Origin of the sequence: Acidithiobacillus ferriphilus, from assembly GCF_028215975.1 — a bacterium.
Taxonomy (GTDB): domain Bacteria; phylum Pseudomonadota; class Gammaproteobacteria; order Acidithiobacillales; family Acidithiobacillaceae; genus Acidithiobacillus; species Acidithiobacillus ferriphilus.
Map to the genome: position 1 here is coordinate 1,362,457 of NZ_CP116458.1, position 21,834 is coordinate 1,384,290.

Below are 21,834 nucleotides of genomic sequence, written 5' to 3' on the forward strand. Positions count from 1 at the left end.
CGTATGGTGACCAGTGGCTCACGCTGTTGCCGCTTCCTGTACCATATTGCCTTCCAACACATAGGTCTCAGCTTTGGTGAGCGCCGCAGGTGTCCCGAACAACACCAGCACATCCCCGGGCTTGAGTACCGTATCAGGAGAAGGTTCGCGCCCGCGAATCCCATGACGGCGCACCGCTACGACCGCCACCCCGAAACTGGTCAGATTCAGTTCGCGCAGACTGAGGTGGATGGCAAAAGCCGTTTCGCCCAGAGCGATAGACGCCAGCCGCGCCGAATCCTGATCTTCGCCCGGCTCCGAACTCCCCCAGAAGGCCCCTCGAAAAAACTGGTAACGCTCCTGCCGGAAGCGCCGCACCCGACGTAGTACCGTACTGATCGGGAAGCCCATCAGCAACAAGGCCTGCGAGGCCAGCATCAGCGCACCCTCGGTCACTTCCGGCACCACTTCATCGGCTCCGGCGGCCTCCAACTTCTCCAGTTGACTGTCGTCATGGGCACGGACGACTACCGGCAGATCGGGGCGCAACTCCTTAATAATGGATAAAACGCGTTGGCTCGACGTAACATTCGCATAGGTGATCACTACAGCCCGAGCCGAAAAAATCCCTGCCGCTTGCAACACATCGCGGCGACTGGCATCCCCATAAAAGATCGACTCACCCGCAGACTGCGCCTGGCGTACGCGTACCGGGTCCAGATCAAGGGCCACAAAAGGAATACCTTCCTCTTCCAAGACCCGCCCCACACTTTGCCCCACCCGGCCGTAGCCACAGAGCACGACATGGGCCTGCAAATTTGCCGAGCGGATGTCAGCCAGTTGCTGATCGCGGTGGCCGCGATAGCTGCCCACCAATTGGCGCGCCAACCAGCCATTGCGCTCCACCAGGATGGGCGCCAGCATCATCGACACGAGCATACCGCCGAGGACCGGTTGCAGCACGTGGGCGGGCAACAGTTGGTACTGATTGGCTAACGCCAGTAGCACAAAGCCAAACTCTCCTGCCTGCGCCAGCACAATGGCTGAGCGCAATGCCACACCCGGCTCGTAGCCGAAAAGACGGGCCAGCCCCCAGACCAGCGCACCCTTCAACAGCAGAAGCATGGCCAGCACGGTTAAAACCCAGGCCAGATTCGCCCACCACGCGGGGAGATCCACGAGCATACCGATGGTGACGAAAAAGAGCCCCAACAAAATGTCGCGGAAAGGCGCGATGTCCGCTTCCACCTGATAACGGTAGGCCGTCTCGGAAATCAGCATCCCCGCCACAAAGGCCCCCAAAGCCAGCGATAATCCCGCCTGTTCGGTGATCCATGCCAAACCCAAGGTCACCAATAACACATTGAGCATAAATAGTTCCGTGGACTTACGGTTGGCCACAAACTGAAACCAGGGCCGCATCACCGGCCGCCCGATCACCAACAAAACCAACAGCACCAGCATCGCCTTGAGTCCGGCCATAGCCAAATCATGGGGCAGATTAGTGGTCGAACCAGCAAGGGCAGGGATCAGAATCAGTAGCGGCACTACAGCCAGGTCCTGAAAAAGCAGCACGCTCACCGCGATACGTCCGTGCCGGGTCTGGATTTCCATTTTTTCGGCCAGCGCGCGCACGACCATGGCGGTGGACGACATGGCCAGAATTCCCCCGAGGATTACGCCGGTCTTCCAGGAAAGTGGGATGAGCAAAGCGATGCCGACGAAAATCAGACTGGTCAAGACCACCTGCGCCAGCCCCATTCCGAAGACCAGGCGACGCATGCTCAAAAACTGCGCCAGACTGAACTCCAGCCCGATGCTAAACATCAGGAAAACCACACCGAAAGCGGCGAGTTGTCGGGTACTGGCAAGATCCGGCACTACAGCCAGGGCATGTGGGCCGAGAATGATGCCGGTCAGCAGATAAGCAAACACCGCCGGTAGACGCAGGTAGCGCAGAAAACCGACCAGCAGCACCCCGGTAGCCAGGAGCAGGATAATCGTCAACAGACCGTGGTCTTGCATGTTCCTCCTCGGATATGGCGACACCCTCTCTGGAGCGCCATTTATTGTTTGCGGCAGGAAATAGTAAAGGTCTGAGCCCGGACAAAAGGGCAGAGCTATGGCGCCTTATAGGAAGACGTCGGCTTTCTGCTATGATAGCGGGAAAAGGAGGATCACGCATGTACATCGTTACTGGCGGTGCCGGTTTTATTGGTGCCAATCTCGTGCAAGCCCTCAATCAGCGGGGCATTACAGATATCCTCGTCGTGGACCACCTGACCCGCGCCGACAAGTTTCTTAATCTCACCGATCTGGAACTTACCGATTACATGGAGGCGGAAACTTTTCTCCGCCAGGTAGAAAATGGACACCTGAAGGGCATTGAGGCTATTTTTCACGAAGGGGCCTGCTCCGACACCATGGCCACCGACGGCCGTTACGTCATGGAAAACAACTTCGCCTTCAGCAAAATTTTGCTGCATTGGTGTCAGCGTCATAATGTTCCCTTTCTCTACGCCTCCAGCGCCTCTGTCTATGGTATGACCGGCACCTTCGTCGAGGAGCGTGCCGCGGAATCCCCGCTCAACATCTACGGATTCAGCAAATTCCAGTTCGACCAGTATCTCCGACGGATGTGGGCAGACTTGCGGGCCCCGGTGCATGGCTTTCGCTATTTCAACGTCTACGGCCCACGCGAATTCCACAAAAATCGCATGGCCTCAGTAGCGCTGCATTTTTTCAACCAATATCGGCTGGATAATCATGTTCGCTTGTTTGCGGGTACGGATGGCTATGCCGATGGCGAGCAGCGGCGTGATTTCATTCACATAGACGATGTGGTTGCCGTCAATATGCACTTTTTGGATCACCCGCACAGCGGAATCTACAATGTGGGTACCGGGCAGGCGCAGAGTTTCAACGAAGTGGCGATCGCCGTGATCAATAGTCTGGAACGCCGCGCAGACCACCCGGCACAAAGCCTGTCTGCACTGCAGAAAGCGCAGACCATTCGCTACGTCAATATGCCCGAGGCACTGAACGGTAAATATCAGAGTTTCACCCAAGCGGAAGTGGGTAAGTTGCGTAGCGCGGGATATGCCAAACCTTTCCTGACGGTGGAGCAGGGGGTGGATCGCTACGTACGATGGCTGGCGGAGCGGCTGGCTTGATGGACGGGCGGGTACTGGTTACCGGTGCTGCGGGATTCATCGGTTTTCATATGGCCCGTCGCTTACTCGCGGATGGCTGGATTGTCAGCGGCATAGACAATCTCAACGACTACTATGATCCCAGTTTGAAAAGGGATCGCCTGGCGCAACTGGAGGGGCATCCCGCTTTTCAGTTTCAGCCTCTGGATCTGGCCAATCGCGAGGCTATGCAGACGCTCTTTGCGGGCCCACACTTTGACGTCGTCATCAATCTGGCTGCCCAGGCGGGGGTGCGGCATTCCCTGAAAGCGCCGCATAGCTATGTGGACAGCAATGTCGTGGGCTTTTTGAACGTGCTGGAGGGCTGCCGTGCGCAGGGAGTAAGCCACCTGCTCTTCGCTTCCTCTAGCTCTGTATACGGTGCCAACAATCGCCTGCCTTACAGCGTCCATGATCCGGTGGATCATCCGCTCAGCCTTTATGCGGCCACCAAGCGGGCCGGCGAGCTCGTGGCACACAGCTACGCCCACCTGTATGGCATCCCCAGTACGGGATTGCGGTTTTTTACCGTCTACGGGCCTTGGGGGCGTCCCGATATGGCGTATTTCAGCTTCACGCAGAAGATTCTGGCCGGCCAACCCATCCCCGTATTCAACCACGGCCAAATGCGGCGCGACTTCACCTATATTGATGACATCATCGAAGGGGTGACGCGCCTCATTCCACATGCACCGGAAGCGCAAAATATCTGGCCGGAAGACCCGGCAAGCAGTGCGGCACCATTCTGCATCCACAACATTGGCAACCACACGCCCATTGCACTCACGGACTTCATCCATACTCTGGAGGGATGCCTCGGTAAATCCGCACAGATTGAATGGTTCCCCATGCAGGATGGCGATGTGGTGGCTACCTATGCCGACGTTTCACCATTACAGCAAAGCATAGATTTTGCCCCAGACACCTCCTTGCACAAGGGACTGCAACACTTTGTGACTTGGTACCGCCAGTATTACGGCTGAGGGAAACTTTCTGAATTATGATGCGTACTCATCAACCGTTAACCCTTCGCAGCCGCACGGAATTCCTATGGCGCCAGTTGCGTTACACGGGGGCAGGCCTGGGTTTCATGCTGCTTTCCCTCGGCATGGGCGTGTTGGGTTATCATTTTCTGGCGCATATCGACTGGATCGACAGCCTGCTGAATGCCAGCATGATTCTTAGTGGCATGGGGCCAGTTTCTGGCTTGCACGGCACAGTCGCCAAATTGTTTGCCAGTGTTTATGCACTTTACTCTGGTATTGTCTATCTAGCTGTTTCCGCCGTTCTTTTGTATCCACTGGTCGAGCGACTTCTGAAGATTTTGCACCTTCGGGCGCTCAACACGCCCTCTCCCGCACAGAGAAACCGGCACCCGGATCTCTCAGAAGACTGACACATTAACTTAACTTACTCAGTGCGCCGTTTTGCCTGGATACACGGACGAGGCGGCGGATGCGGCGATGTCAGCGGCCTTTTCCTCAATCCAACTACGACCGGAGCGGAAGCTCATCCAGCATTTCCCCTCATAATCATATAGCTTACACTCTTTGAATATACGTCGAACCTCAAAAAAGCTGAAGCGCGTTTCATGAATATACTGGCCGTATTCCGCGCGCAAATCTTCGTAGGCCCCCTTCAGATGGTAGAAAGGGATCCGGGGGTCCACGTGGTGCGGCGTGTGGAGCAAAATATTGTGGATCAGGTACTCGCTGATCTTTGAGCAACGCACAATAGTGCTGCAATACAGTTGGCCAACGCTCTGGCTCCACTCCTCTTTCTCTGCGAAGAAGGGTACTTTAGGATGCGTGTGATGGAGAAAGACAAATAAGGCGATGTAGTAGTTGAACAACAGAAAGGGCAGGATTACCGCCGCAATGACGCCCATCATGCCTGCCGCCCAATACGCCAGCGCGGAAAAGCTGAGAAAAAACACCAACGTCACTATTTTGCTATAGAAAAATACCTGCCGATCCTTGCTTTTGGCATCCGCTTTGAAACGCACCATGCCCGGCCACCAGATCCGCAACAGATAGTGCAGGGCGCAGGTGTAAGGACTGCGTTCCAAGCGGTAGATCATTTTCTGCCAAACCGTCTTGCTTCGATATTCTTGGGGTGTCCATGGACGCCATATCCAGTCGACAGTGGTCAGGCTGGTAAAGCCATGATGGACGCGGTTGTGCCCGAAGGCCCAAAGGCGATACATGTTCAACGAGGGCAGCATGAAGATTGTGCCCATGATTTCGGCAGTGCGTTTGCTCTGGAAAAGGGCGCCGTGCGCCGCATCGTGCGCCCAGACGAACATAAAAGCGACTGCCGACCCGGCAAGGAGCCCGAACAACAACTTAAGCCACCAGGCTTCGACGAGCAACGCACCCGCAATAGCGGACAGATAAAGAAGCGCATCGAAACCATACCAAGCTACGGCAATAGCTGCCGAACGCTGATAACGCTCCGGTCGGATAGCCTCGCGGATGGTTTGCAGCTTGATGGGGTGTAATGCCTTATAGTCAGCACCGGAGGAAGTAAGTGGCATGACAAAACGTGCTCCCTAGCAAGTCCATTTCATGCCGTACAATATACCAACGTGTCCTATTATGCAATTGAAAAGCAAGACAAGGCACGGGGTAAAAGCATTCTAAACAGATTGTCAGACTCGTTAGATTACTGCATGTCCAAGCAGGTAGCCGATCAGCGTGGTGCTGACCATTGAGAGGGCTCCCCAGAAGAGAACGCGGAGAGCGCCCTTTATCATGGATGCACCCCCAGCCTTGGCAGCAACCGCACCAAGGATCACCAGCAACAGAATGGTGGTCGTATACAGGGCTGGTAGCACCTCGCTGTGAAGCACGAAAGCGGCGATCAGCACCGGGAATAAGGCGCCACATACAAAAGATGCGGCTGAGGCTAAAGCAGCTTCGCCAGGCCGAGCCGTGGCCATTTCCGTCAGGCCTAGTTCATCGCGCGCATGCGCGGCGAGGGCGTCACGTTGCATAAGCTGCGCAGCGACTTGCTGGGCCAGTGCTTCGTCAAGGCCGCGCGCCATATAAATATCGCGGAGCTCAAGAAGTTCTTTATCGGGACTCTTCTTCAGTTCCCGTCTTTCAATCTCAAGATCGGCCCGCTGGGTATCGGCCTGTGAACTCACGGATACATATTCACCAGCCGCCATGGCAAAGGCCCCAGCGACCAGCGCTGCGGCACCAGCAAGTAAAATTTGTTCATGGTTCGCTCGCCCGGCCGCCACACCAGTAAGCAGGCTCGCTGTGGAAAGCAGGCCATCGTTAGCACCGAGCACACTGGCCCGTAACCAGCCGATGTTCTTATGGCGATGGTCTTCTTGATGGTGCCTGGAAAGAGATACGATTCGTGCCATTTTTTGCATCCTCCCTCCTGTCTAGTCTTCCGCAGCTGAATCTTTTTTGTCCGGGCTATTGTACCAGAGGCCCTTACAGATTTGGGCATTCATCCGAGTCCATGTTACGTCAACCCGATCAGGGGGCGAGCTTCGGTAAAAGCCGTTTGAGTTGAGCTTCGGAAATAGCCCCTGGGATACGGCCCAACTGACCAGACTTCGCGCGGAAAATGATTGCCGGCGTCCCCTGAAAGCCGAGCGAGCCCAGTAGTTTCATGTTCTCTCGCAGATCGGCCCGAGTATCTTCGGTCGGCGAGGCTTTCGGCAGGTCTTTCGTGCCGCCATTTCGGAAACTCGGCCCAATGATGTTCTCGAAATGCTGCAAAGCCTGCATTGGTTGCGACGCCTGCAGCCAAGCAGCGGCTTCCGGCAGGCTGTTGGGCGAGATAAAGGCCACCGGCACGTAGCGCACAGTCAACAGACCGGCGCGAATCAACGGTGCCTCCGCTTTATAGAGGACGTGGCAATAAGGACAGTTGGGATCCTGGAAATCGTAAATGATTGGCCCCTTGTCCCCATCCTGGATATAGGTGGCCTGCCGTGCAAGGACCTGATTCCAGACGAACTGCGCGGTCATTTTCTTGGGATAGGTGAGATGCACGGGAGGGGCGACGACGGCACCCGCCCAGGTCAAACCGGACGCCATTGTGGAAGCCAGTGTCAGCGTGTTAATCAAAACCGACTTGAATGAAATTTGCATGTAACAGATTCCTTGGAGGGAGAGCAAGACCGTATTCCGAGGCTGGGCAGTATAGCATTAGACTGAGGGAGCTTCTCCATATTTTTAATGAACAACGGTAAAATTGCCCTATGCGCTTATTCATATAAAAACATGTTATTGGATTTAAATTATAAACTGTCATATATATTACCATTAAAAATTATGCTATTAGCATGGATTCGCATGCCATTCAATTTGCCATGTCAGATATATGACTTTACTATATTGCATTCCTCATTTATGGTAGCCTGAACTGCCAGTAGGCGATGTTAATAATGCATCGGCAACGCAGTCCATTATTCCTGAACCGCAAACCCTATAAGGAGTTAGTCATGAAGCAGAATTTTGTTTGGTCTGTCACGCTCAGTTCCGCATTCGCCGTCACTCTCGGTGCCTTACCTTTAACCGCTATAGCAGAGGATGCGGCAGCGCCACAGATATTGATGACTGCGCAACCGGCGGCCATGCCTGTCTCTGCCAAAAGTGAAGGGCATTGCGTGAGTGCCGCAATGATCAAGGCCCATGATGGCAAATGCGGCAAGGCATATATGATGAACCATAAGAAGATGCCCATGTAACTGGCTTCTCGTTGTTTCTACCGACGAATCCCCCAGCAGTCCAAAGAGGCCTGAACTGCTGGGGACCCTGATTCAAAATCGCCGGGAACAGGTGCTCACTTACCAGCAGTACCTTGGTGAAGGAACAACGCGGTGATTACTGAAACCTTCACGCTGCAAGTCAGTGACCTGTCCGTGCAGGTGATCAAAAAGCCGATCAAGAACCTGCACCTGGGGGTGTATCCGCCCACTGGTTGGGTGCGTGTGGCGGCCCCATTAAGGCTCAGCGAAGAGGCCATACGGGCAGCGGTACTCAACCGCCTCAGCTGGATTAGAAAGCAGCAGCAAAAGTTTCTCGGGCAGGAAAGAATCTCTCCCCGTGCGTATGTATCCGGGGAGAGTCACTATTACCTGGGCAAACGATATCGGCTGAGAATCCACTCCACCACCCAAGCCGGACACGTTGAACTCGGCCACGCTCATTTTATTGACCTATATTGTCGGCAAGGCGCCAACAAAGACCATAAGGAAAGACTGCTTCAAACCTGGCACCGACAGAATCTACAGGAACGCATTCCTGAACTCATTGCTCAATACGAGCCCATTCTCAAGGTAAAAGTCGCGGAATGGGGCATCAAACGCATGAAAACCCGCTGGGGGACCTGTAATATTCAGGCACGAAGAATCTGGCTGAACCTGGATCTGGCACAATACCCCGAGTCCTGCCTGGAATATGTGGTGGTGCATGAAATGACGCACTTGCTGGAACGGTTACATAATGACCGCTTCAAAGGCATTCTGGACCGGGTGATGCCGCACTGGCGGCAAGTGAAGAGTAAGCTGAAGGAGGGGTTACCACTGGTATTGCCTGAATGCGAAAACAAAACCCCATGAACGGCACTGGCACCCTGTTTTTCCTCATGAGTAAAAACAAAAGGCACCTAGAAAAACCATTTAAGTGCCTGCTCTATATGGTGGGTTGTGAGGGGATCGAACCCACGACCCGCTGATTAAGAGTCAGCTGCTCTACCAACTGAGCTAACAACCCAGAGGACCCGTATTATAGGAATTTTCGCCAAGAAAGCAAGAGCGGACGCGGTAGCGTTAGTGAGCCGTGCATCGTCGCAGCCGGATCACCACCTCGACCCTTTCCACTTCAGTCTCCAGCGGCAGGTCGGGGAGCCTGTTGATTTGCAGGGCAGACGCAGGAATATCCAGCAACTCTCCCGAGTCTACATAATAGAAATGATGATGAAGAGAAACATTGGGGTCATAGAACACCTTGCCGGGCTCCACAATCACTTCGCGCACCAATGAGTGATCGGCGAACAGGCCAAGGGTGTTATAGACCGTTGCCTTAGACACCACGGGATAATCCGCATTGACACGCTGCATGATCTCTTCCGCGGAAAGATGCGCGCAAGAGGAGAAGAGCGCGTAGCCAATCTCTACCCTTTGGCTGGTGGGATTCACCCCCGCGTCGCGAAGCACTTCCAACACACGTTGCTTGTTCCAGTCGTCATTTCCCACGGGCGGTCTCGCTTTAATTTTAAACTCGTTATAATTGTAGCGCCAATGCACAGCCAGTAAAAGGCTTTAGTGTGCCGGTCTCGGTGCCAGAACTGCATAAGGGTTAATATCCAGCGGCGGTGGCGTCTTCATTAATAAGGATGCCAGAATGTCGGCAGTCGCGGGCGCATTGGTAAGTCCGTAACGGAAATGACCAGCGGCGACAAAAAGCCCCTCCCAGCCGGGAACAGGACCAATATAGGGAATACTATCCTGACTTCCTGGGCGCAATCCAGACCATTGCTTGAGGATTGGTAGCGACTCCAGATCCGGATAGACTTGAGTGGCGAAGTCCACAAGTTCGTTTCGTGCCTCGTCCGTGGTCGATTTATCAAACCCCGCAAGCTCGCTCGTGCTGCCCGCCAGAATCAGACCATCCCGTCGCGGTATCAGATAATGGTTGTCGCGCATCAACATCGTATTGAGGACTCCCGGTTTGCCCTGAAGCAGGAGCATTTGGCCGCGCACTGGAATGATGTCCAGGTGAATGCCTATTTCTCCGAGTATTTTTCCACTCCAGGCACCGGCGGTCACGATGGCCCGCTCCGCGGGGATAAAGCCGGTGATGGTTTCTATGCCTTGCAGCCGTTCGCCTTGCTTACGAAAGCCAGTGACTGCTGTATTTTCATACAAAATGATGCCCAGTTGGCGACAGCGTGCGGCCATTGCCGCCAGCAAGCGGGGGTTCCGTACTTGTGCGACTTCCGGGCACCAGAGTGTTTGGGTTTCGCCTGCCAGCCCTGGGCGCCAATCCAGTCCCCACGCGGCGCCCCAAGCCAGCACATCATTTGGGATTTTCTCATGCTCGCCCTCCAGAATAAGCAAGCCGGAAGGTATCCACTCAGGATCAATGCCAGTTTGCTCCAGCAACGTGGAAGTCAGGGAGAAATAGCGTTGCATACTATACAGCGCAAGACGCAATAGGGCAGGGGGGTAGTGCCACGGATACAATGGGCTCAGAATACCCCCACCAGCCCATGATGCTTCCTGACCGATATGACCTTGATCGAGCACTGTAACCCGTAGACCAGCCTCCGCAAGCTTAATCGCACTGACTAAGCCGATCGCACCACCGCCAATCAGTAGAACATCCGTTTGCACAGGGGTTTCAGCGAGCATCTAAGGTCACCACTATCTTAAAAATCAATTCGGTAAAATATATTGGCGCCATTCTGGGTGCCGCTCTCCGTCTGTAGTTCGATGTGGCGTGAAATTCGGTAACGCAAGCGTGCCACGGTACCACTACCCAGCACGGATTGTCCGACACTGAGATAAAGATCGGGGGTAAGATAATGGCCCAGGGTGACCATAGCACCCGCCAAGCCCGAATTACCATTGGAACTTACGCCAACGTTAATGCCGCTGCTACTCAGGTTATCGCCGAAGACCGCGGCACGACTGGCAGAAAAGAGCGTACCGGCGGCGGCGGAAAGCAATGCATCCTGACTGGCGAGGCCGCTACTCGGAGTACCCAGCACGAGATAGGAGAGGATGTCTGTCTGCGACATCGCTGGCTTGGAATAGAGCGCCACCTGGGGCATTTGCAGTGTACCGGTGACTTGTACGCCAGCCTCCACGGAGGTGTTGTCCACCGCGAAGCTAGAGGAGCCTTTGATGGTGCGTACCGCCAGCACGTCCAGGTTGGCTTGGTTCGCGGCACCGCGGAAAAGGATGGAACCACGCCGGAAAGTGAGCGTGTGCCCATAAATCGCATAATGGCCATCCACCATGCGCAGCGTGCCATCGACTTGCGGACTTTGGCCATCGTGTATTTTTACTGCGAGACCACCTACCAGCCGGGCACGCAGCCCGCCGATGACGACTCTCGCATCGTCCCCGAGGGTTACGTGCACATTAACACCCAGGGCAGGGCCGCTGTTTTTGTGCTCATTTTTCACAAAAACGACGTCGCCTGAGGGCTTGGGTCCGCTGAAATTCGTACCTAGTATCCGCAAGTGATCGGTATGTACGTTTCCTTGCACGTCGATTTTCTTCAGAGTCCCGGAAATGCTCAGGTCGGGGCTGACCGCAGCCTGCACCTGCGGCAAATTGAGCGTCGTGAAGTTCTTCCCGGTGACATGGAGCGTAAAGTCATTCGCCCGCTGAAGTTGGACGATGCCTGTCCCGGATATCTGACCCGAGCCAGAGCTGGCTTGTAGTTGATCGATCTTAACCTCTTTTCCATCTCCCACGAGTTGTGCGCCCACGTCACGAACATCCAAACCTGCCTGCGGGACGAAAAAGCCCAGACCTAGTAGTTGTGCTGTACCAGCCCATTGCGGATGCGCCCAGGTACCCAGAACCTGTGCGTCTATAGTCCCTTGACCCTGCGGTCGAATCCGCAAACTCCCGACCGGGAGGGCAGCAAACAGTGGTGCACCTACATGCGCCTTTATAACCCCTTGTAGTGGGGCATTGGCGTCCCAGTGCCAGGGCAGGGCGAGTGTCGCTGGGCTGTGGACGGTCACCCGGGCATTACCCCAGTCATTGGCAAGACGAAGGTCGGCAGCAAGCGAGAGGTCTTTTGGCAACCAATGGAGTTGACCGGTAAACCGCTGCAAAGAGAGCGTATGCGACGTACCCGCCTGCCGCCACTGCAATTGGGTTTTCTGAAAATCCCAATGTCCTTCCGCCTGGCAAATTCCGTGACACTGCGCTTGCAGATGTGCATTCAAAAAACCATGGAGCGATGCATCCTCCGCCCGTGCGAAAAAATCCAGAGGTAGCGATTGCAAATCGAGTCCCAAATTGGCTTGGTTGGTGGTGGGATTATAATGAGCTTGCGCAGTAATCCGGGCAGCATGCGCATTGGCGAAAGCCATTTTTCCGAGCGAAGCAGCACCGTTGGCCCATTGCAGGGTGGCTGGGTGGAGTAACTGCCAGTTTCCCAGAGGGATACTGGTCAATGTGCTCTTCTCCAATTGCAGTCCCCACGCATCGGCCTGATGAAACGCCAGCCCGGCGATGGACAGACGGCTTTGTGGCCATTGCGCGTCCAGTCCCAGCGTAAAACGTGTTAATGGTCCTTGCACATGGGCCTGCAGATCAATGCGGTGGCCAGCGTATGTCAGTCCCTTTATATTGATCATGGCCTGCAAGGCGTTCGCGGCGCGAAGTTCGGCCTGTGTTTTCAGTGTATTGATCTTTACGCCACGATAGGCAAGCCCCTGTCCGGTGCCCTCGATTTCTCCAGTCCACTGCGTCTGAGGCCGCGCTACCCAACCCTGAATCAGACTCTTACCCCGAGCACCGGGAAGTAAACCCTGCCACTGCGCCACGTTGAGGACGAAATGCAGACGTTGTTGTAAATCACCTTGGGCGCTCAGGCTTACCCTCGGACCAAAAAACTGGGCCTTTTGCAGATCCCACGCACTTCCTGCGAAGTGCACCAACGCCCCACCCTGCAAGGTTTGACGGTAAAGCTGGCTAGGCAGCAATTGCAGCCGCACATCACCCGTGATCACCTTGGAAATTCGGGTGGCGTTGACGGTCATGTCCCCGGAAAAAGTGCCCGGTACCTGGGCCATAATACGCTGTGTTTGCAGGCCCCTGACCAGAACGTGTCCGGTGACGGTGAGTTGCGGCCGCCACCGGACGGCCAGCACCGAAGGCAACAAATCTGCGCCCAGCAGCTTGCCTGCATAGTGGTATTGCAGGTTTTGGCGATTGCCGTTCACATTGCCCTGAATACCGCCGAGTTTGGGATCACCGCGCAGTGCCAGTTGTCCTTGATAACGCTGGGTGGTCCCCCGCAAATTCAAACTGAAGGCTAACGCACCCACCGGTAATGTGCTGGGCAGCGCTTTTGCCAGAATCTGCTCGAAGCCGCCACTGATCTGGTAACTCCCTGCGGTATTGCGGGGCAAATCAAGGCGCCAATGCCCCTGTGCGGGTTTCTGGAGCGCAGGATTACTGAGCTGTAGCGACTCGAGCAAAACCTGCTGCGGGGAGATCTGCGTCGTACCGCTCAAAGTCGTCAGTTGCTTGTTTTCTTGTACCTGAATATTCAAGGGACCACCAAATGTCTGGGCCGAAATGCCGTGCCAGTGTGTTTCCCAACTTACGGTCAACGGGTTGGTGGCACTGCCTTGTTTCCATACACCCAGACTTTGCAGCCCGCGCTCTCCCATTTGCAGGTCTGCCGTAAGCTGGAGTCTGCCCTGGGGCATCTCCGCCGACAGGTGTTTGATGTGCAGATTGCCACGCCGCCAGGCCAACTCGGAAAATGTCGCCAGGGAGAGGACGAAGGGCTTCTGCGTTCCTTGCCATATGCGCAGGATCGTACAAGTAACCGGGCTCAGTTTCAGGTCGATAAGACGGGTCCAAAGAGGCAATGCAGGCCAGCGCAAATGAATAGGGCTGGGTTTATCAGAGGGTGTCGGCAGGTGCAGATCGGCTTGGTGAAGCTGGAAATCGGCAAAGTCGACTTCTCCCCAGAGCAAATGGGCAGGATGCAAGTGCCACTGCAAAGATTGCGCACGAAAGCGCATGTCCGCACTATGCCAGGAAATGCCGGAAAGCCGCATCTTGCCGGTAAGCGAGCCTTTTACTTGTTTGATCTGTAAGTTTGGGACCTGCGCTAACGCCCACTGTGCACCGTGGCTGGTAGTGAGCAACCAGAACAGGACGGTGGCCAGCGTGATCAGGACCAGCAACACACCGGCAATAAAACCGTGGCGGATGCGTATCACAGGCTGAAACCTACCGAGAAGGCGATGCGGACTGCGGGCGCTTGCGGGGCAACCAAGGGATGCGCCAAGTCAAAGCGTATGGGTCCAACGGGGGAATACCAGCGCACGCCTAGCCCAACATCTTGAAGGGCATGGAAACTGGACCAACTGTTGAAAGCATTACCCACATCATAAAATGCGACGACAGCCCAGTCTTTAGTGACAAAGCGCTGAATATCGAAGCCACCAACGGCGAGGAGACGCCCACCTTCCACCGCACCATCCACAGCGAATGGTCCCTGCGATTGATAAGCATAACCGGGCAGGCTATTTTGACCACCCGCGAAAAATCGCAGATTGGGTGGTAGTTCGCTAATGGGCCCGGTTAACCACATTGCCCCCAGCTTGGCACGGGTGCCAAGGACCCAGTTCTGACTCAAGCGCTTGCGCCATTCTCCCTGAGCACTAAAACGGACGAAATTCGCATCGCTACCCCATACCTTGCTGGCACCCTCAACCCGGGCCGTCAGTATGTAACCGGCTATGGGGCGCAAAATATCGCGAAAATCCTGCATGCTGTATTGTACGGAAGGATAAATATAAAAGCTGTTATTAAATTGCCCAGCCACATTGTAGTTGGCTTTCTCAGAATTAATTAATGCCTCTATGGTTGCACTTTTACTAAGACTGTTTTCGTTACGCAATGACCACTGTCGACCAGCACTGGCGAGAATTTCGTTACTGTTATAGGCGGTCAGATTTTGGTTCTGATAACTGGCTTGAGCAACATATTCAGATCTCAAGTGCGCACCAACCGGCCAGCTGTAGGTGACGCTGGCATTGCGATTCAGTTGCGCCGCCAAAATGGAAACGCGGACATGCTGCGCTTGATCAAAAGCATTATAATTATCGTAGATAATTGCCGCGTTTGGCCCGATATTAGTGCTGTAACCTGCGCCTATTTTCAGATGCTGTGCCGACATGCTTTTCAAATCGACGATAACGGGTATGGCGTCGTTTTTTGCCTTATCCAGATCGCTAGTTACTGAAATATCGGAGAATCGGTCGGCGTTGCGCAAATTACTCTGGGTGAGTGCCAGGGCTTTGGGCGAATACCAGTCCCCGGTCTTGAAAGAGAGATAGCGCTGAATGAACCAACGCGGATAGTGTTCCGCACCGGTGATTTTAATATCCCCAAAGCGGAAGCGGGGTCCGGTATTGAGCCACAAGTAAATATCAGCCCAGAATTGATCGCGATCCATACGGATTTCATGACGCGAATAATCGGCATGGGCGTAGCCACGCGCGTTGAGGAACGATAGGACTTTGCCCTTCCATTCTTCATAGGTAATCTGATCAAGAATATCTTTTTTGTGTAGTGGAAATTGGGTAAATAGCTTTTGTAAAGCGGGTAGATCGTGGCCTGCGCCCGTTGATTTCAGGTCGATTTGGCGAACCAGGATGGGCCGCCCGAGAGTCACGGAGAAAATGATGAGATATTTCCCGTGCGCACCCTTTTCACTGCGCTCCGTCCAACGCGCGCTATAGTAGCCGTAGGCTTCGAGCGCATCCTTGAGGCGCAAACTCGCTGACATCTCCGTCTCTTCCAAACGGTCCGCCTGCGACCCGATGACCACGAAGGGGAGGGCATGGGCGAGCTTCTCCGCTAAAGGCCCAGAAACTCCATCCACCAAAAAATGTACATCGTCGGCGTTAACCGCTCCGCAGTACAGCAGTGAAGCGCCCAACCCTGCAAGCAATAAGCCACGGCGCAGGTTGCTCAGGCGATGTCGCCTCGCCTTATTATCCCGCCTGACTGTGCCCAGAAGACCTCCTGCCCTTAGCTGTCATCCATTTTTGGATATCACGCCACAAAGAAGGCGTCGGAGCAAGGTAAACAGTGCCGCTCACAGCGTGATGATTTGCTGAGTTTAGCACGATTCATGGAGGTGACAGGTGCAGGTTGAGGGGTGCGCAACAGCACCTTAATTCCTTGACGAGATCAGGCAGTGTTGGGGAACGCCTGTAGGAAGGCAGTCATCGACGGATGTTATCAAAAGGCGGACGCGGATGATGAATCTCCCGATAGTCGGTGACCACGATGTCCGTATGCATCCCTTTGCGCATTTTCCGCCGTTGCCACCAGAGGAGAAGCAGCCCGCTAGCCCCGAGTATGGCAACGGCGACGACCACAAAAATAGCGAAAAAGAACAGACCGACCAGCAGGACCATGCTCACCATCACCGCGAGCAAGCGCACCCACCACGGACTCCGACTACTGAACGATTGGTAGTAAGTCATTACGCTCCCTTGAAATTTTTACAGTGTTAAGCATACGTTCAGACCTTGATCCAAGGTCTGAAGTTCATTTAGATCTGAACTTAGATTATTCCCCGGCTGGCTGCGGTCACGAAATATTATTTAACATAATAAGTACTTAGCAGCCTGTAAAATTTGGATAGTGCTTGCATGTGCTTGGTTATATGGCACTACAAGCGCCACTATTACGAGTAGGGCGGCGCTTTTCGGTAGGGCCTTCGCCAAGGTGGCCCATACTTTCCGTCCCTCTGGTCCCGCCTTCCTCATGTGCTTCTCGATGATGACCTCTGTTGGGTCCACTCCGGCCAGCTTCGCCAGCTTGATATAGGTTTCGTCGGATAGTTCGCCCTTGCCCGTTCTTAGGTTGGACAATGATGCTGCACTGATTCCTATGGTCTTTGCCAGCTTTGCTTGGCTCAATTCCTGTTTTTCTGCTGCATCGTCTATGAGTTTTGAAATATTCATGGTGCACCTCCTCAGTACATCTTAGTTAGTCGCTAGACTATTGACAAACGTATGATGATCGTCATATGGTCTCGATATATGACGTTCACCTAACGCCATATGCTGATTTTCCTGTAGCGGTCTGGCGTCGCTCGCCAGTTTGGAGCCTTCCCCGGCTCCCCTTTTTAGGAGATAGACAAATGATTATAAAAGATAAACCGTTTCTTTGTTCTTATTCTGGTCAGCCTGTTTTGTGCTGGCATCACTTTTCTCCGGCTGTTTTAATGCCGTCATCCGGTTCTTGTCGTTTTGAGCCCCTTCGCGTCGTGCGTTTTCATAGGCTTGAAGCCTACCAGGTGCGCCTGTCTCGATACCTTGTCATGCGTCGGGCTGATGCCGTTTTTGATCGTGACATTGATCTTTTTAAGGCTTCCCCTGATTGGCAGTCATGTGATTGGCCAGAGTATGACGATGGTCTGATTCATGCTGGCGGTGTCCTATGACGCCCGTAGCCTTTCACTTCACGCTGTTTGTTTTATCCACCTCTTGCGATATGGGTCTTATTGGCCTGCTGATTGTTTCGATTTTTGAGGGCAGGGCAGGGGGTGATCTGTGAAAGAGCCTGTCAGTCTTGATCTGTTCTCTGATGATGTTTGCCCTACTGAGTTTTCCTGGGTGTATTTAGTTCGTCGGGATTTTATGGATGTTTTAGACCTTCTCAGTGATCCCACGTTTAGTTGTTTCCCTATGCGATTGATTGAAGCTCGTCTTGCTGAAGCTCGTCTTGCTTTGGAGGCTTTGGGTGGCCTAGGGGGTGTCTGGTGACTTCCCCTTATTGGCATATTCAGGACGCCCCGCATTCTTCCCCCGGTCGCGCCCCGTTGCGTTGCGGTAATTGCCTGCATTTTCGGCATCTTATCGGCTCCTTCGGTCAGTGCACGTCTGTTATGGCGCGTTATTCCATCGGCTCTGTTTCTGTCCCCCGCCCGGTAATGGTCAGTTACTTCTGCCATGCGCATGAATACCGCCCTTTCGGGGGTGTCTGGTGATCCCCTCATTTTCCTCTACCGCTGAAATAGAGTCGCTTTCTATTGCTTTGATGTGGGCCGTCTTTATCGGTGCATTCGCGGCGTTGCTGGTCTATGACGCCCTGGGCTCCATCCTGTCTATGCTCATCCGCCTGGTTGATCGGCTCTCTGCTCGCAGGCATCTCCATGATTGATACCCTGCGCCTCACGATCCCCGCCGATTATTTCCCCGCCGATGCCCTCCGCTGGATGCAGATCCAGATGAACAAGCTCACGCAAACCGACTTTACCGGCTCTGTACAACAGTGGTCCCTGTGCACTGGTCTCAACATGCCCAGTTGGGCCGATGGGTTTTCTCTGGTTGTCGGTGCCCGTGTCACCCTCGAAGCCTCGCCTAAAGTCTATCAGGGCCACAACGTGGACGGTCCCTGCACTTTGCGTGAAGCGGCCTCGCGCCTGGTGGATTTTGTCTTCGGTGTGGTGCTTCGTCTCGAACAGTGGCCCAAGGCTGGCCTTTGGTACGTCGCCCGCCTGGACATTACCCACTCTTACGACTTCGGTACCCGCGCCGCCCTTGAAAGCTGGTTTGATACCGTCGCCGGTGTCCAGCGTGGCCAGCGCCGCGCCTCTGTCGATGTCCGGGCTACTGATGATCAGATGGCCATCCATGCCGCCCCCTCCGGGCGCACCCTCTACCAAGGTTTAGGCTCGCGCTACAAGGTCGGCAAGATTTACTGCAAGGGTGCCGACCTCAAGGCTCATCCCCCCAAGTGCCTGGGCATGGACCCAGACACCCTCGAAGCGATGGTTGAGGAGTTCCAGCCCATCGCACGGTTTGAGTGCCAGATCCGCGCTTCCTGGCTTTCAAAGCAAGCGGTCCGGCTCGGCCTTCTCCCGGACTACTTCGCCAATGATCAAATGGGCGCGCTCGCTGACAATGCCGCCCTGTACTTTCAACGCTTGGGCTTTACGCCACTTTCCAGTACCCGCTCTAAAAACCCCATCGTTTATTTTTCCGTCGATTACTTAGCCGATCTGCTCAATACCGTTTCTGTCTGGGAGTCTGAGTTCTCCCACTTATTTGCTCGTGAGGTTGCCATGGCTGATGACACTCTTTTGAAGGAATTGCTTTCTGTTGCCAAGACTCCCGGTGCTGCCCGCCGCGCTTTCGCCTTCTACGGCTCCATACGGGCCTACGGTTTCGCTGCCGCTCGCCAGAGCGTCGGCAAGACGCAGTTTTATGCCCATCGTCGTTTGTTGGGCCTTGCTGGCGTTTCTGACGCCATGTTGCAGGATGGTGCTCCCCTGATACGTCAAGCACCCTCCGCGTGCAATGTGCGCGAGTTTAAGCCCCCTCGTGAACGTTTGGACCTCGTAGAGCGTGCACACACGCTTTCACTGCCGCACGTCATTGAGCGATTGCATCAGGAAGTGTTTTGCAGGGCAGGGTGATCGGGTAGGGGAAAGGGGAGCTACTAACAGAGCTCCCTTTTCCGGTACGCCGAACTAGCATTTTTAGGGTACTGATTTTGAACTATTTTTTTTCGGGCAATTTATTTTGCCAATAGCGGTTTTATAACCTTTTTTCAGGAGATTTTGCTATGAAAGCGATTGCACATTTTTACCCGGTCGAGACTTTTGAGTTTACCGACAAGGCCACTGGCCAGATCAACAAGCTCCATAAACAACCCTATGACCTGGATCAAGGTCCCGGCGTTCGCGTCTTGCAGACCAGTGTCATGCGTCGCAATGAAGCCTTGGCCCTTCAGCCTGGTGATTATGAGGTTGAGTACTACCTCGAAGTGGACCGTAAGGGCTTTTTGCAGGTCAACCTGACCCATACTCGCATGGTCAAGCCTGATCACAAACCTCAAGCGGTCAACGCTTAATCGTCTCTATTTTAAGGGGGCTTTATGGACGGTGACGGCGATGGCGATTCCGGGGCGCTTGTGCTCAATGTGTGCACTAACGTCACGGCTGTAACGTCTTCCACCACTTCGGTGACTACCTATAGCTGCAATTCATCCGCATGGGTTCCGGTTTACGGTATCGGCGGCATTACAGAAAGTCAGTTCGACATTGCCGCCCCTGCCATTATCACCGTTTTGATGTTGGCTGCTCTTTATCGTTTTGTGGTCCGGTTCTTTTTGAATCGGTGACAAGCTGGCCGGGCAGTTCCCCGGATCTTGAAAAGTGAGAGGTGATTTATGAATGAAGATAAGTTGAAGTCTGCTCGTGAACGTGCGCTCGGTTTCATTGCTGAACATGCGTCTCCCCGTCGGGTTGCTGCCGCTGTTTCTATCGGCTCGCTGGTTTCTGCTGCCACCGCGTTTGCTTCTGGTGGTGCCGGTACTGCTGCGACTAATGCCGCTGCCAGTTTTACGTCTAGCGGTGACACTGCCATCGGTGCCATTGGTGTGGCGCTGATTAGTCTGGCCGGTATCGCTGTGGTCTACAAGTGGGCCAAGGGCATGTTCTTCGGTTAATAGGGTAGGAGGGGTGGGGGGGGGGAAGACGAAGTCCCCCCCCCCCCACCCCTTTTTTTCTCTCTTTCTTTTTTATTTCGGGGGCTTAGGTGGATATATGGACGTTTTATCTCGTAACCTTGTTAATTGCGCTTTATTTGGTACTCTCTGTTTAGTATCTGTTCCTGCGTTTGCTGTTCTTGATATCCCTAACTATTCGTGGCGTCTTGGTCAATCGGGCAATGTGTATAAGGTGTATGACCCACAGGGTCCTCATCTTTCTACCAATATTGACCCTAGTTCTACTTTTTTGGAGAACTCCGCTTCTAACGGTGTTATTGAAAATATAACGCCTGGTCCTTTGACTATTGATGGTGCTACCGGTGAGATTTTGAACGGTGTTGGTCTTTCTCGTGGCCTTACTGTTGGTGATTTAATTGATTCTGCTACTGCTTTAATTGTTCCTGACAGTCCTGCTGGCCTTGCTCTTTTGGCTGCTGGTCTTATTGGTACTTTGGCTCTTGATGCTTGGAATGCTGCTAATCCTACTGTTTCTTCTTCATATCCTTCTGGTACTTCTCCTTCCTGTGGTCCTTCTTATTACTATCCGTATGGTTGTTATGATCCTAATACTTCTTCTTTTCTTTATGATGAGCCTGTTTCTTCTCCCGGTCCTTCCGGTGCTTCTTGTGGTTCTTCTCCTGATTATATTTCTTACGCTAATCCTTCTAATGATGGTTCTGGTCCGTTAGCTTCTCAGTGTCCTGGTGGTTCTCAGTCTGGTACTTATGTTCCTCCTTCTTCTACTTCTACCCCTGAAACTCCTGCTCAAGCTCTTCAATGGGCTCAATCCAATCCTTCCTCTTTTGGAACAAACCTTGCCCCTATTTTAAATAATTCTACCGTTGATCAACTTGGTTTAGCGCGTAGTCTCGGCAAGCGTAATGCTCCTTTATCTACACCCGTTCCTTACGGTTATAACATTCCTTCCACTGATGCCACTGTTACGGGTTCGCCTACCACCACCACTTCCACTGATCCTTCTACTGGCAATACCACCAACACAACCTCAACTCCTTCTTATAAATTTTCCACTCCTACGCCTCCCAATGGTGTTCAGGTTCAGAAGTCTATTACTACTGTCACTCAGACTTGTACTTCTTCTGGTTCTTGTACGACTACCAATACCACCACTCAAACTGCTGCTGCCACTCAGCCTAAGTTAGGTTCTTTTACCTCTCCGACTCTTTCCGCCCCTACTTCTTCTGTCCTTGCGCCAACCCCTTATGCTTTAAATCTAAATATGCCTTCTCAATCCTCTGCCGTTTGTCCTTCGCCTCTTGCTTATAATGCTTTTGGTACTGCTTTTACTATTCCGTTATCTCCCCTTTGTACTTTGGCTACTGACGTGCGTCCCTATGTCGAGTCTCTCGGCGCTGTCGGGGCTGGTATAGTTATATTTAGATGAGGTGATTT

The 21,834-nt window shown here is 53.7% G+C and carries 23 protein-coding genes and 1 tRNA gene; 13 read left to right on the forward strand and 11 right to left on the reverse strand.

Annotated elements, in window-relative coordinates; translation table 11 throughout:
* Positions 1-18: 18 nt before the first annotated feature.
* Positions 19-2,004: a monovalent cation:proton antiporter family protein gene (locus PJU76_RS06800; RefSeq protein WP_271778894.1), complete on the reverse strand. Its 1,986-nt coding sequence runs from the start codon at positions 2,002-2,004 to the stop codon at positions 19-21.
* Between the two features lie 158 nt (positions 2,005-2,162).
* On the opposite strand from PJU76_RS06800, the gene rfaD reads away from it, so the two are divergent.
* From rfaD to PJU76_RS06815, 3 genes are read left to right on the forward strand one after another with little or no spacing between them, the layout of a single operon-like run.
* Positions 2,163-3,152, forward strand: coding sequence for an ADP-glyceromanno-heptose 6-epimerase (rfaD, locus tag PJU76_RS06805; protein WP_271778895.1), 990 nt, complete (start codon positions 2,163-2,165; stop codon positions 3,150-3,152).
* The gene (locus PJU76_RS06810; protein WP_271780999.1) at positions 3,152-4,153 is read left to right on the forward strand and encodes an NAD-dependent epimerase; all 1,002 of its coding nucleotides are present in this window, start codon (positions 3,152-3,154) and stop codon (positions 4,151-4,153) included. Before rfaD ends, PJU76_RS06810 begins: the two co-directional genes overlap by 1 nt.
* 17 nt (positions 4,154-4,170) lie before the next feature.
* Positions 4,171-4,566: a hypothetical protein gene (locus PJU76_RS06815; RefSeq protein ID WP_271778896.1), complete on the forward strand. Its 396-nt coding sequence runs from the start codon at positions 4,171-4,173 to the stop codon at positions 4,564-4,566.
* Positions 4,567-4,584: 18 nt separating this feature from the next.
* Here PJU76_RS06815 and PJU76_RS06820 read toward each other — a convergent pair whose 3' ends face one another.
* From PJU76_RS06820 to PJU76_RS06830, 3 genes are all read right to left on the reverse strand, one after another.
* Complete coding sequence (locus PJU76_RS06820; RefSeq protein WP_271778897.1) at positions 4,585-5,706, reverse strand: fatty acid desaturase; 1,122 nt, start codon at positions 5,704-5,706, stop codon at positions 4,585-4,587.
* 123 nt (positions 5,707-5,829) lie between these two features.
* Entirely contained in the window at positions 5,830-6,546 is a 717-nt protein-coding gene (locus PJU76_RS06825; protein WP_271778898.1) for a VIT1/CCC1 transporter family protein, read from the reverse strand.
* Between the two features lie 118 nt (positions 6,547-6,664).
* Positions 6,665-7,285 carry a thioredoxin fold domain-containing protein gene (locus PJU76_RS06830; RefSeq protein ID WP_271778899.1) on the reverse strand — a complete coding sequence of 207 codons (621 nt, stop codon included), beginning with the start codon at positions 7,283-7,285 and terminating at the stop codon, positions 6,665-6,667.
* A gap of 353 nt (positions 7,286-7,638) precedes the next feature.
* On the opposite strand from PJU76_RS06830, the gene PJU76_RS06835 reads away from it, so the two are divergent.
* Positions 7,639-7,884, forward strand: a complete 246-nt coding sequence (locus tag PJU76_RS06835) for a hypothetical protein (RefSeq protein ID WP_271778900.1) — start codon at positions 7,639-7,641, stop codon at positions 7,882-7,884.
* 132 nt (positions 7,885-8,016) lie between these two features.
* On the forward strand, positions 8,017-8,757 hold the full coding sequence (locus tag PJU76_RS06840; RefSeq protein WP_271778901.1) for a M48 family metallopeptidase: 741 nt from the start codon (positions 8,017-8,019) through the stop codon (positions 8,755-8,757).
* A 78-nt stretch (positions 8,758-8,835) separates the two neighbouring features.
* Here PJU76_RS06840 and PJU76_RS06845 read toward each other — a convergent pair.
* The 7 genes from PJU76_RS06845 to PJU76_RS06875 form a co-directional block, all read right to left on the reverse strand.
* A tRNA-Lys gene (locus tag PJU76_RS06845) sits at positions 8,836-8,911 on the reverse strand.
* A 56-nt stretch (positions 8,912-8,967) separates the two neighbouring features.
* Positions 8,968-9,393: a Fur family transcriptional regulator gene (locus PJU76_RS06850; protein ID WP_271778902.1), complete on the reverse strand. Its 426-nt coding sequence runs from the start codon at positions 9,391-9,393 to the stop codon at positions 8,968-8,970.
* 66 nt (positions 9,394-9,459) lie between these two features.
* The gene (locus PJU76_RS06855; protein ID WP_271778903.1) at positions 9,460-10,551 is read right to left on the reverse strand and encodes an NAD(P)/FAD-dependent oxidoreductase; all 1,092 of its coding nucleotides are present in this window, start codon (positions 10,549-10,551) and stop codon (positions 9,460-9,462) included.
* A gap of 17 nt (positions 10,552-10,568) precedes the next feature.
* Positions 10,569-14,123: a translocation/assembly module TamB domain-containing protein gene (locus tag PJU76_RS06860; RefSeq protein WP_271778904.1), complete on the reverse strand. Its 3,555-nt coding sequence runs from the start codon at positions 14,121-14,123 to the stop codon at positions 10,569-10,571.
* Positions 14,120-15,850: an autotransporter assembly complex protein TamA gene (locus tag PJU76_RS06865; RefSeq protein WP_271778905.1), complete on the reverse strand. Its 1,731-nt coding sequence runs from the start codon at positions 15,848-15,850 to the stop codon at positions 14,120-14,122. The genes PJU76_RS06860 and PJU76_RS06865 overlap by 4 nt, the downstream gene beginning before the upstream one ends.
* 289 nt (positions 15,851-16,139) lie before the next feature.
* Positions 16,140-16,403, reverse strand: a complete 264-nt coding sequence (locus tag PJU76_RS06870; protein ID WP_271778906.1) for a hypothetical protein — start codon at positions 16,401-16,403, stop codon at positions 16,140-16,142.
* Between the two features lie 120 nt (positions 16,404-16,523).
* A complete protein-coding gene (locus PJU76_RS06875; protein WP_271778907.1) occupies positions 16,524-16,886 on the reverse strand; it encodes a helix-turn-helix domain-containing protein in 363 nt (120 codons plus the stop codon).
* A gap of 179 nt (positions 16,887-17,065) precedes the next feature.
* Here PJU76_RS06875 and PJU76_RS06880 point away from each other — a divergent pair, with 179 nt between their 5' ends.
* The 8 genes from PJU76_RS06880 to PJU76_RS06915 all read left to right on the forward strand — a co-directional run bounded on the left by PJU76_RS06880 (position 17,066) and on the right by PJU76_RS06915 (position 21,826).
* The gene (locus tag PJU76_RS06880; protein ID WP_271778908.1) at positions 17,066-17,368 is read left to right on the forward strand and encodes a hypothetical protein; all 303 of its coding nucleotides are present in this window, start codon (positions 17,066-17,068) and stop codon (positions 17,366-17,368) included.
* A 109-nt stretch (positions 17,369-17,477) separates the two neighbouring features.
* A complete protein-coding gene (locus tag PJU76_RS06885; RefSeq protein ID WP_271778909.1) occupies positions 17,478-17,690 on the forward strand; it encodes a hypothetical protein in 213 nt (70 codons plus the stop codon).
* Positions 17,691-17,910: 220 nt separating this feature from the next.
* Positions 17,911-18,087 (forward strand): hypothetical protein, encoded by a 177-nt coding sequence (locus PJU76_RS06890; RefSeq protein ID WP_271778910.1) that lies wholly within the window; start codon positions 17,911-17,913, stop codon positions 18,085-18,087.
* Positions 18,080-19,345, forward strand: coding sequence for a phage/plasmid replication domain-containing protein (locus PJU76_RS06895; RefSeq protein WP_271778911.1), 1,266 nt, complete (start codon positions 18,080-18,082; stop codon positions 19,343-19,345). The genes PJU76_RS06890 and PJU76_RS06895 overlap by 8 nt, the downstream gene beginning before the upstream one ends.
* A gap of 149 nt (positions 19,346-19,494) precedes the next feature.
* Positions 19,495-19,782 (forward strand): hypothetical protein, encoded by a 288-nt coding sequence (locus tag PJU76_RS06900; protein ID WP_271778912.1) that lies wholly within the window; start codon positions 19,495-19,497, stop codon positions 19,780-19,782.
* 24 nt (positions 19,783-19,806) lie between these two features.
* A complete protein-coding gene (locus PJU76_RS06905) occupies positions 19,807-20,052 on the forward strand; it encodes a hypothetical protein (protein ID WP_271778913.1) in 246 nt (81 codons plus the stop codon).
* A 48-nt stretch (positions 20,053-20,100) separates the two neighbouring features.
* The gene (locus tag PJU76_RS06910; protein ID WP_271778914.1) at positions 20,101-20,379 is read left to right on the forward strand and encodes a hypothetical protein; all 279 of its coding nucleotides are present in this window, start codon (positions 20,101-20,103) and stop codon (positions 20,377-20,379) included.
* 97 nt (positions 20,380-20,476) lie between these two features.
* The gene (locus tag PJU76_RS06915; RefSeq protein WP_271778915.1) at positions 20,477-21,826 is read left to right on the forward strand and encodes a hypothetical protein; all 1,350 of its coding nucleotides are present in this window, start codon (positions 20,477-20,479) and stop codon (positions 21,824-21,826) included.
* The last annotated feature ends 8 nt before the right edge of the window (positions 21,827-21,834 follow it).

What these genes read in the sequence shown, in the direction of transcription:
- PJU76_RS06855 (WP_271778903.1), bottom strand. Translation starts at nt 10,551, where the DNA reads ATGCTCGCTGAAACCCCTGTGCAAACGGATGTTCTACTGATTGGCGGT.
- PJU76_RS06905 (WP_271778913.1), top strand. Translation starts at nt 19,807, where the DNA reads ATGGACGGTGACGGCGATGGCGATTCCGGGGCGCTTGTGCTCAATGTG.
- PJU76_RS06810 (WP_271780999.1), top strand. Translation starts at nt 3,152, where the DNA reads ATGGACGGGCGGGTACTGGTTACCGGTGCTGCGGGATTCATCGGTTTT.
- PJU76_RS06880 (WP_271778908.1), top strand. Translation starts at nt 17,066, where the DNA reads ATGATTATAAAAGATAAACCGTTTCTTTGTTCTTATTCTGGTCAGCCT.
- PJU76_RS06820 (WP_271778897.1), bottom strand. Translation starts at nt 5,706, where the DNA reads ATGCCACTTACTTCCTCCGGTGCTGACTATAAGGCATTACACCCCATC.
- PJU76_RS06915 (WP_271778915.1), top strand. Translation starts at nt 20,477, where the DNA reads ATGGACGTTTTATCTCGTAACCTTGTTAATTGCGCTTTATTTGGTACT.
- PJU76_RS06870 (WP_271778906.1), bottom strand. Translation starts at nt 16,403, where the DNA reads ATGACTTACTACCAATCGTTCAGTAGTCGGAGTCCGTGGTGGGTGCGC.
- PJU76_RS06910 (WP_271778914.1), top strand. Translation starts at nt 20,101, where the DNA reads ATGAATGAAGATAAGTTGAAGTCTGCTCGTGAACGTGCGCTCGGTTTC.
- PJU76_RS06815 (WP_271778896.1), top strand. Translation starts at nt 4,171, where the DNA reads ATGATGCGTACTCATCAACCGTTAACCCTTCGCAGCCGCACGGAATTC.
- PJU76_RS06900 (WP_271778912.1), top strand. Translation starts at nt 19,495, where the DNA reads ATGAAAGCGATTGCACATTTTTACCCGGTCGAGACTTTTGAGTTTACC.
- PJU76_RS06825 (WP_271778898.1), bottom strand. Translation starts at nt 6,546, where the DNA reads ATGGCACGAATCGTATCTCTTTCCAGGCACCATCAAGAAGACCATCGC.
- PJU76_RS06835 (WP_271778900.1), top strand. Translation starts at nt 7,639, where the DNA reads ATGAAGCAGAATTTTGTTTGGTCTGTCACGCTCAGTTCCGCATTCGCC.
- PJU76_RS06800 (WP_271778894.1), bottom strand. Translation starts at nt 2,004, where the DNA reads ATGCAAGACCACGGTCTGTTGACGATTATCCTGCTCCTGGCTACCGGG.
- PJU76_RS06895 (WP_271778911.1), top strand. Translation starts at nt 18,080, where the DNA reads ATGATTGATACCCTGCGCCTCACGATCCCCGCCGATTATTTCCCCGCC.
- PJU76_RS06830 (WP_271778899.1), bottom strand. Translation starts at nt 7,285, where the DNA reads ATGCAAATTTCATTCAAGTCGGTTTTGATTAACACGCTGACACTGGCT.
- rfaD (WP_271778895.1), top strand. Translation starts at nt 2,163, where the DNA reads ATGTACATCGTTACTGGCGGTGCCGGTTTTATTGGTGCCAATCTCGTG.
- PJU76_RS06875 (WP_271778907.1), bottom strand. Translation starts at nt 16,886, where the DNA reads ATGAATATTTCAAAACTCATAGACGATGCAGCAGAAAAACAGGAATTG.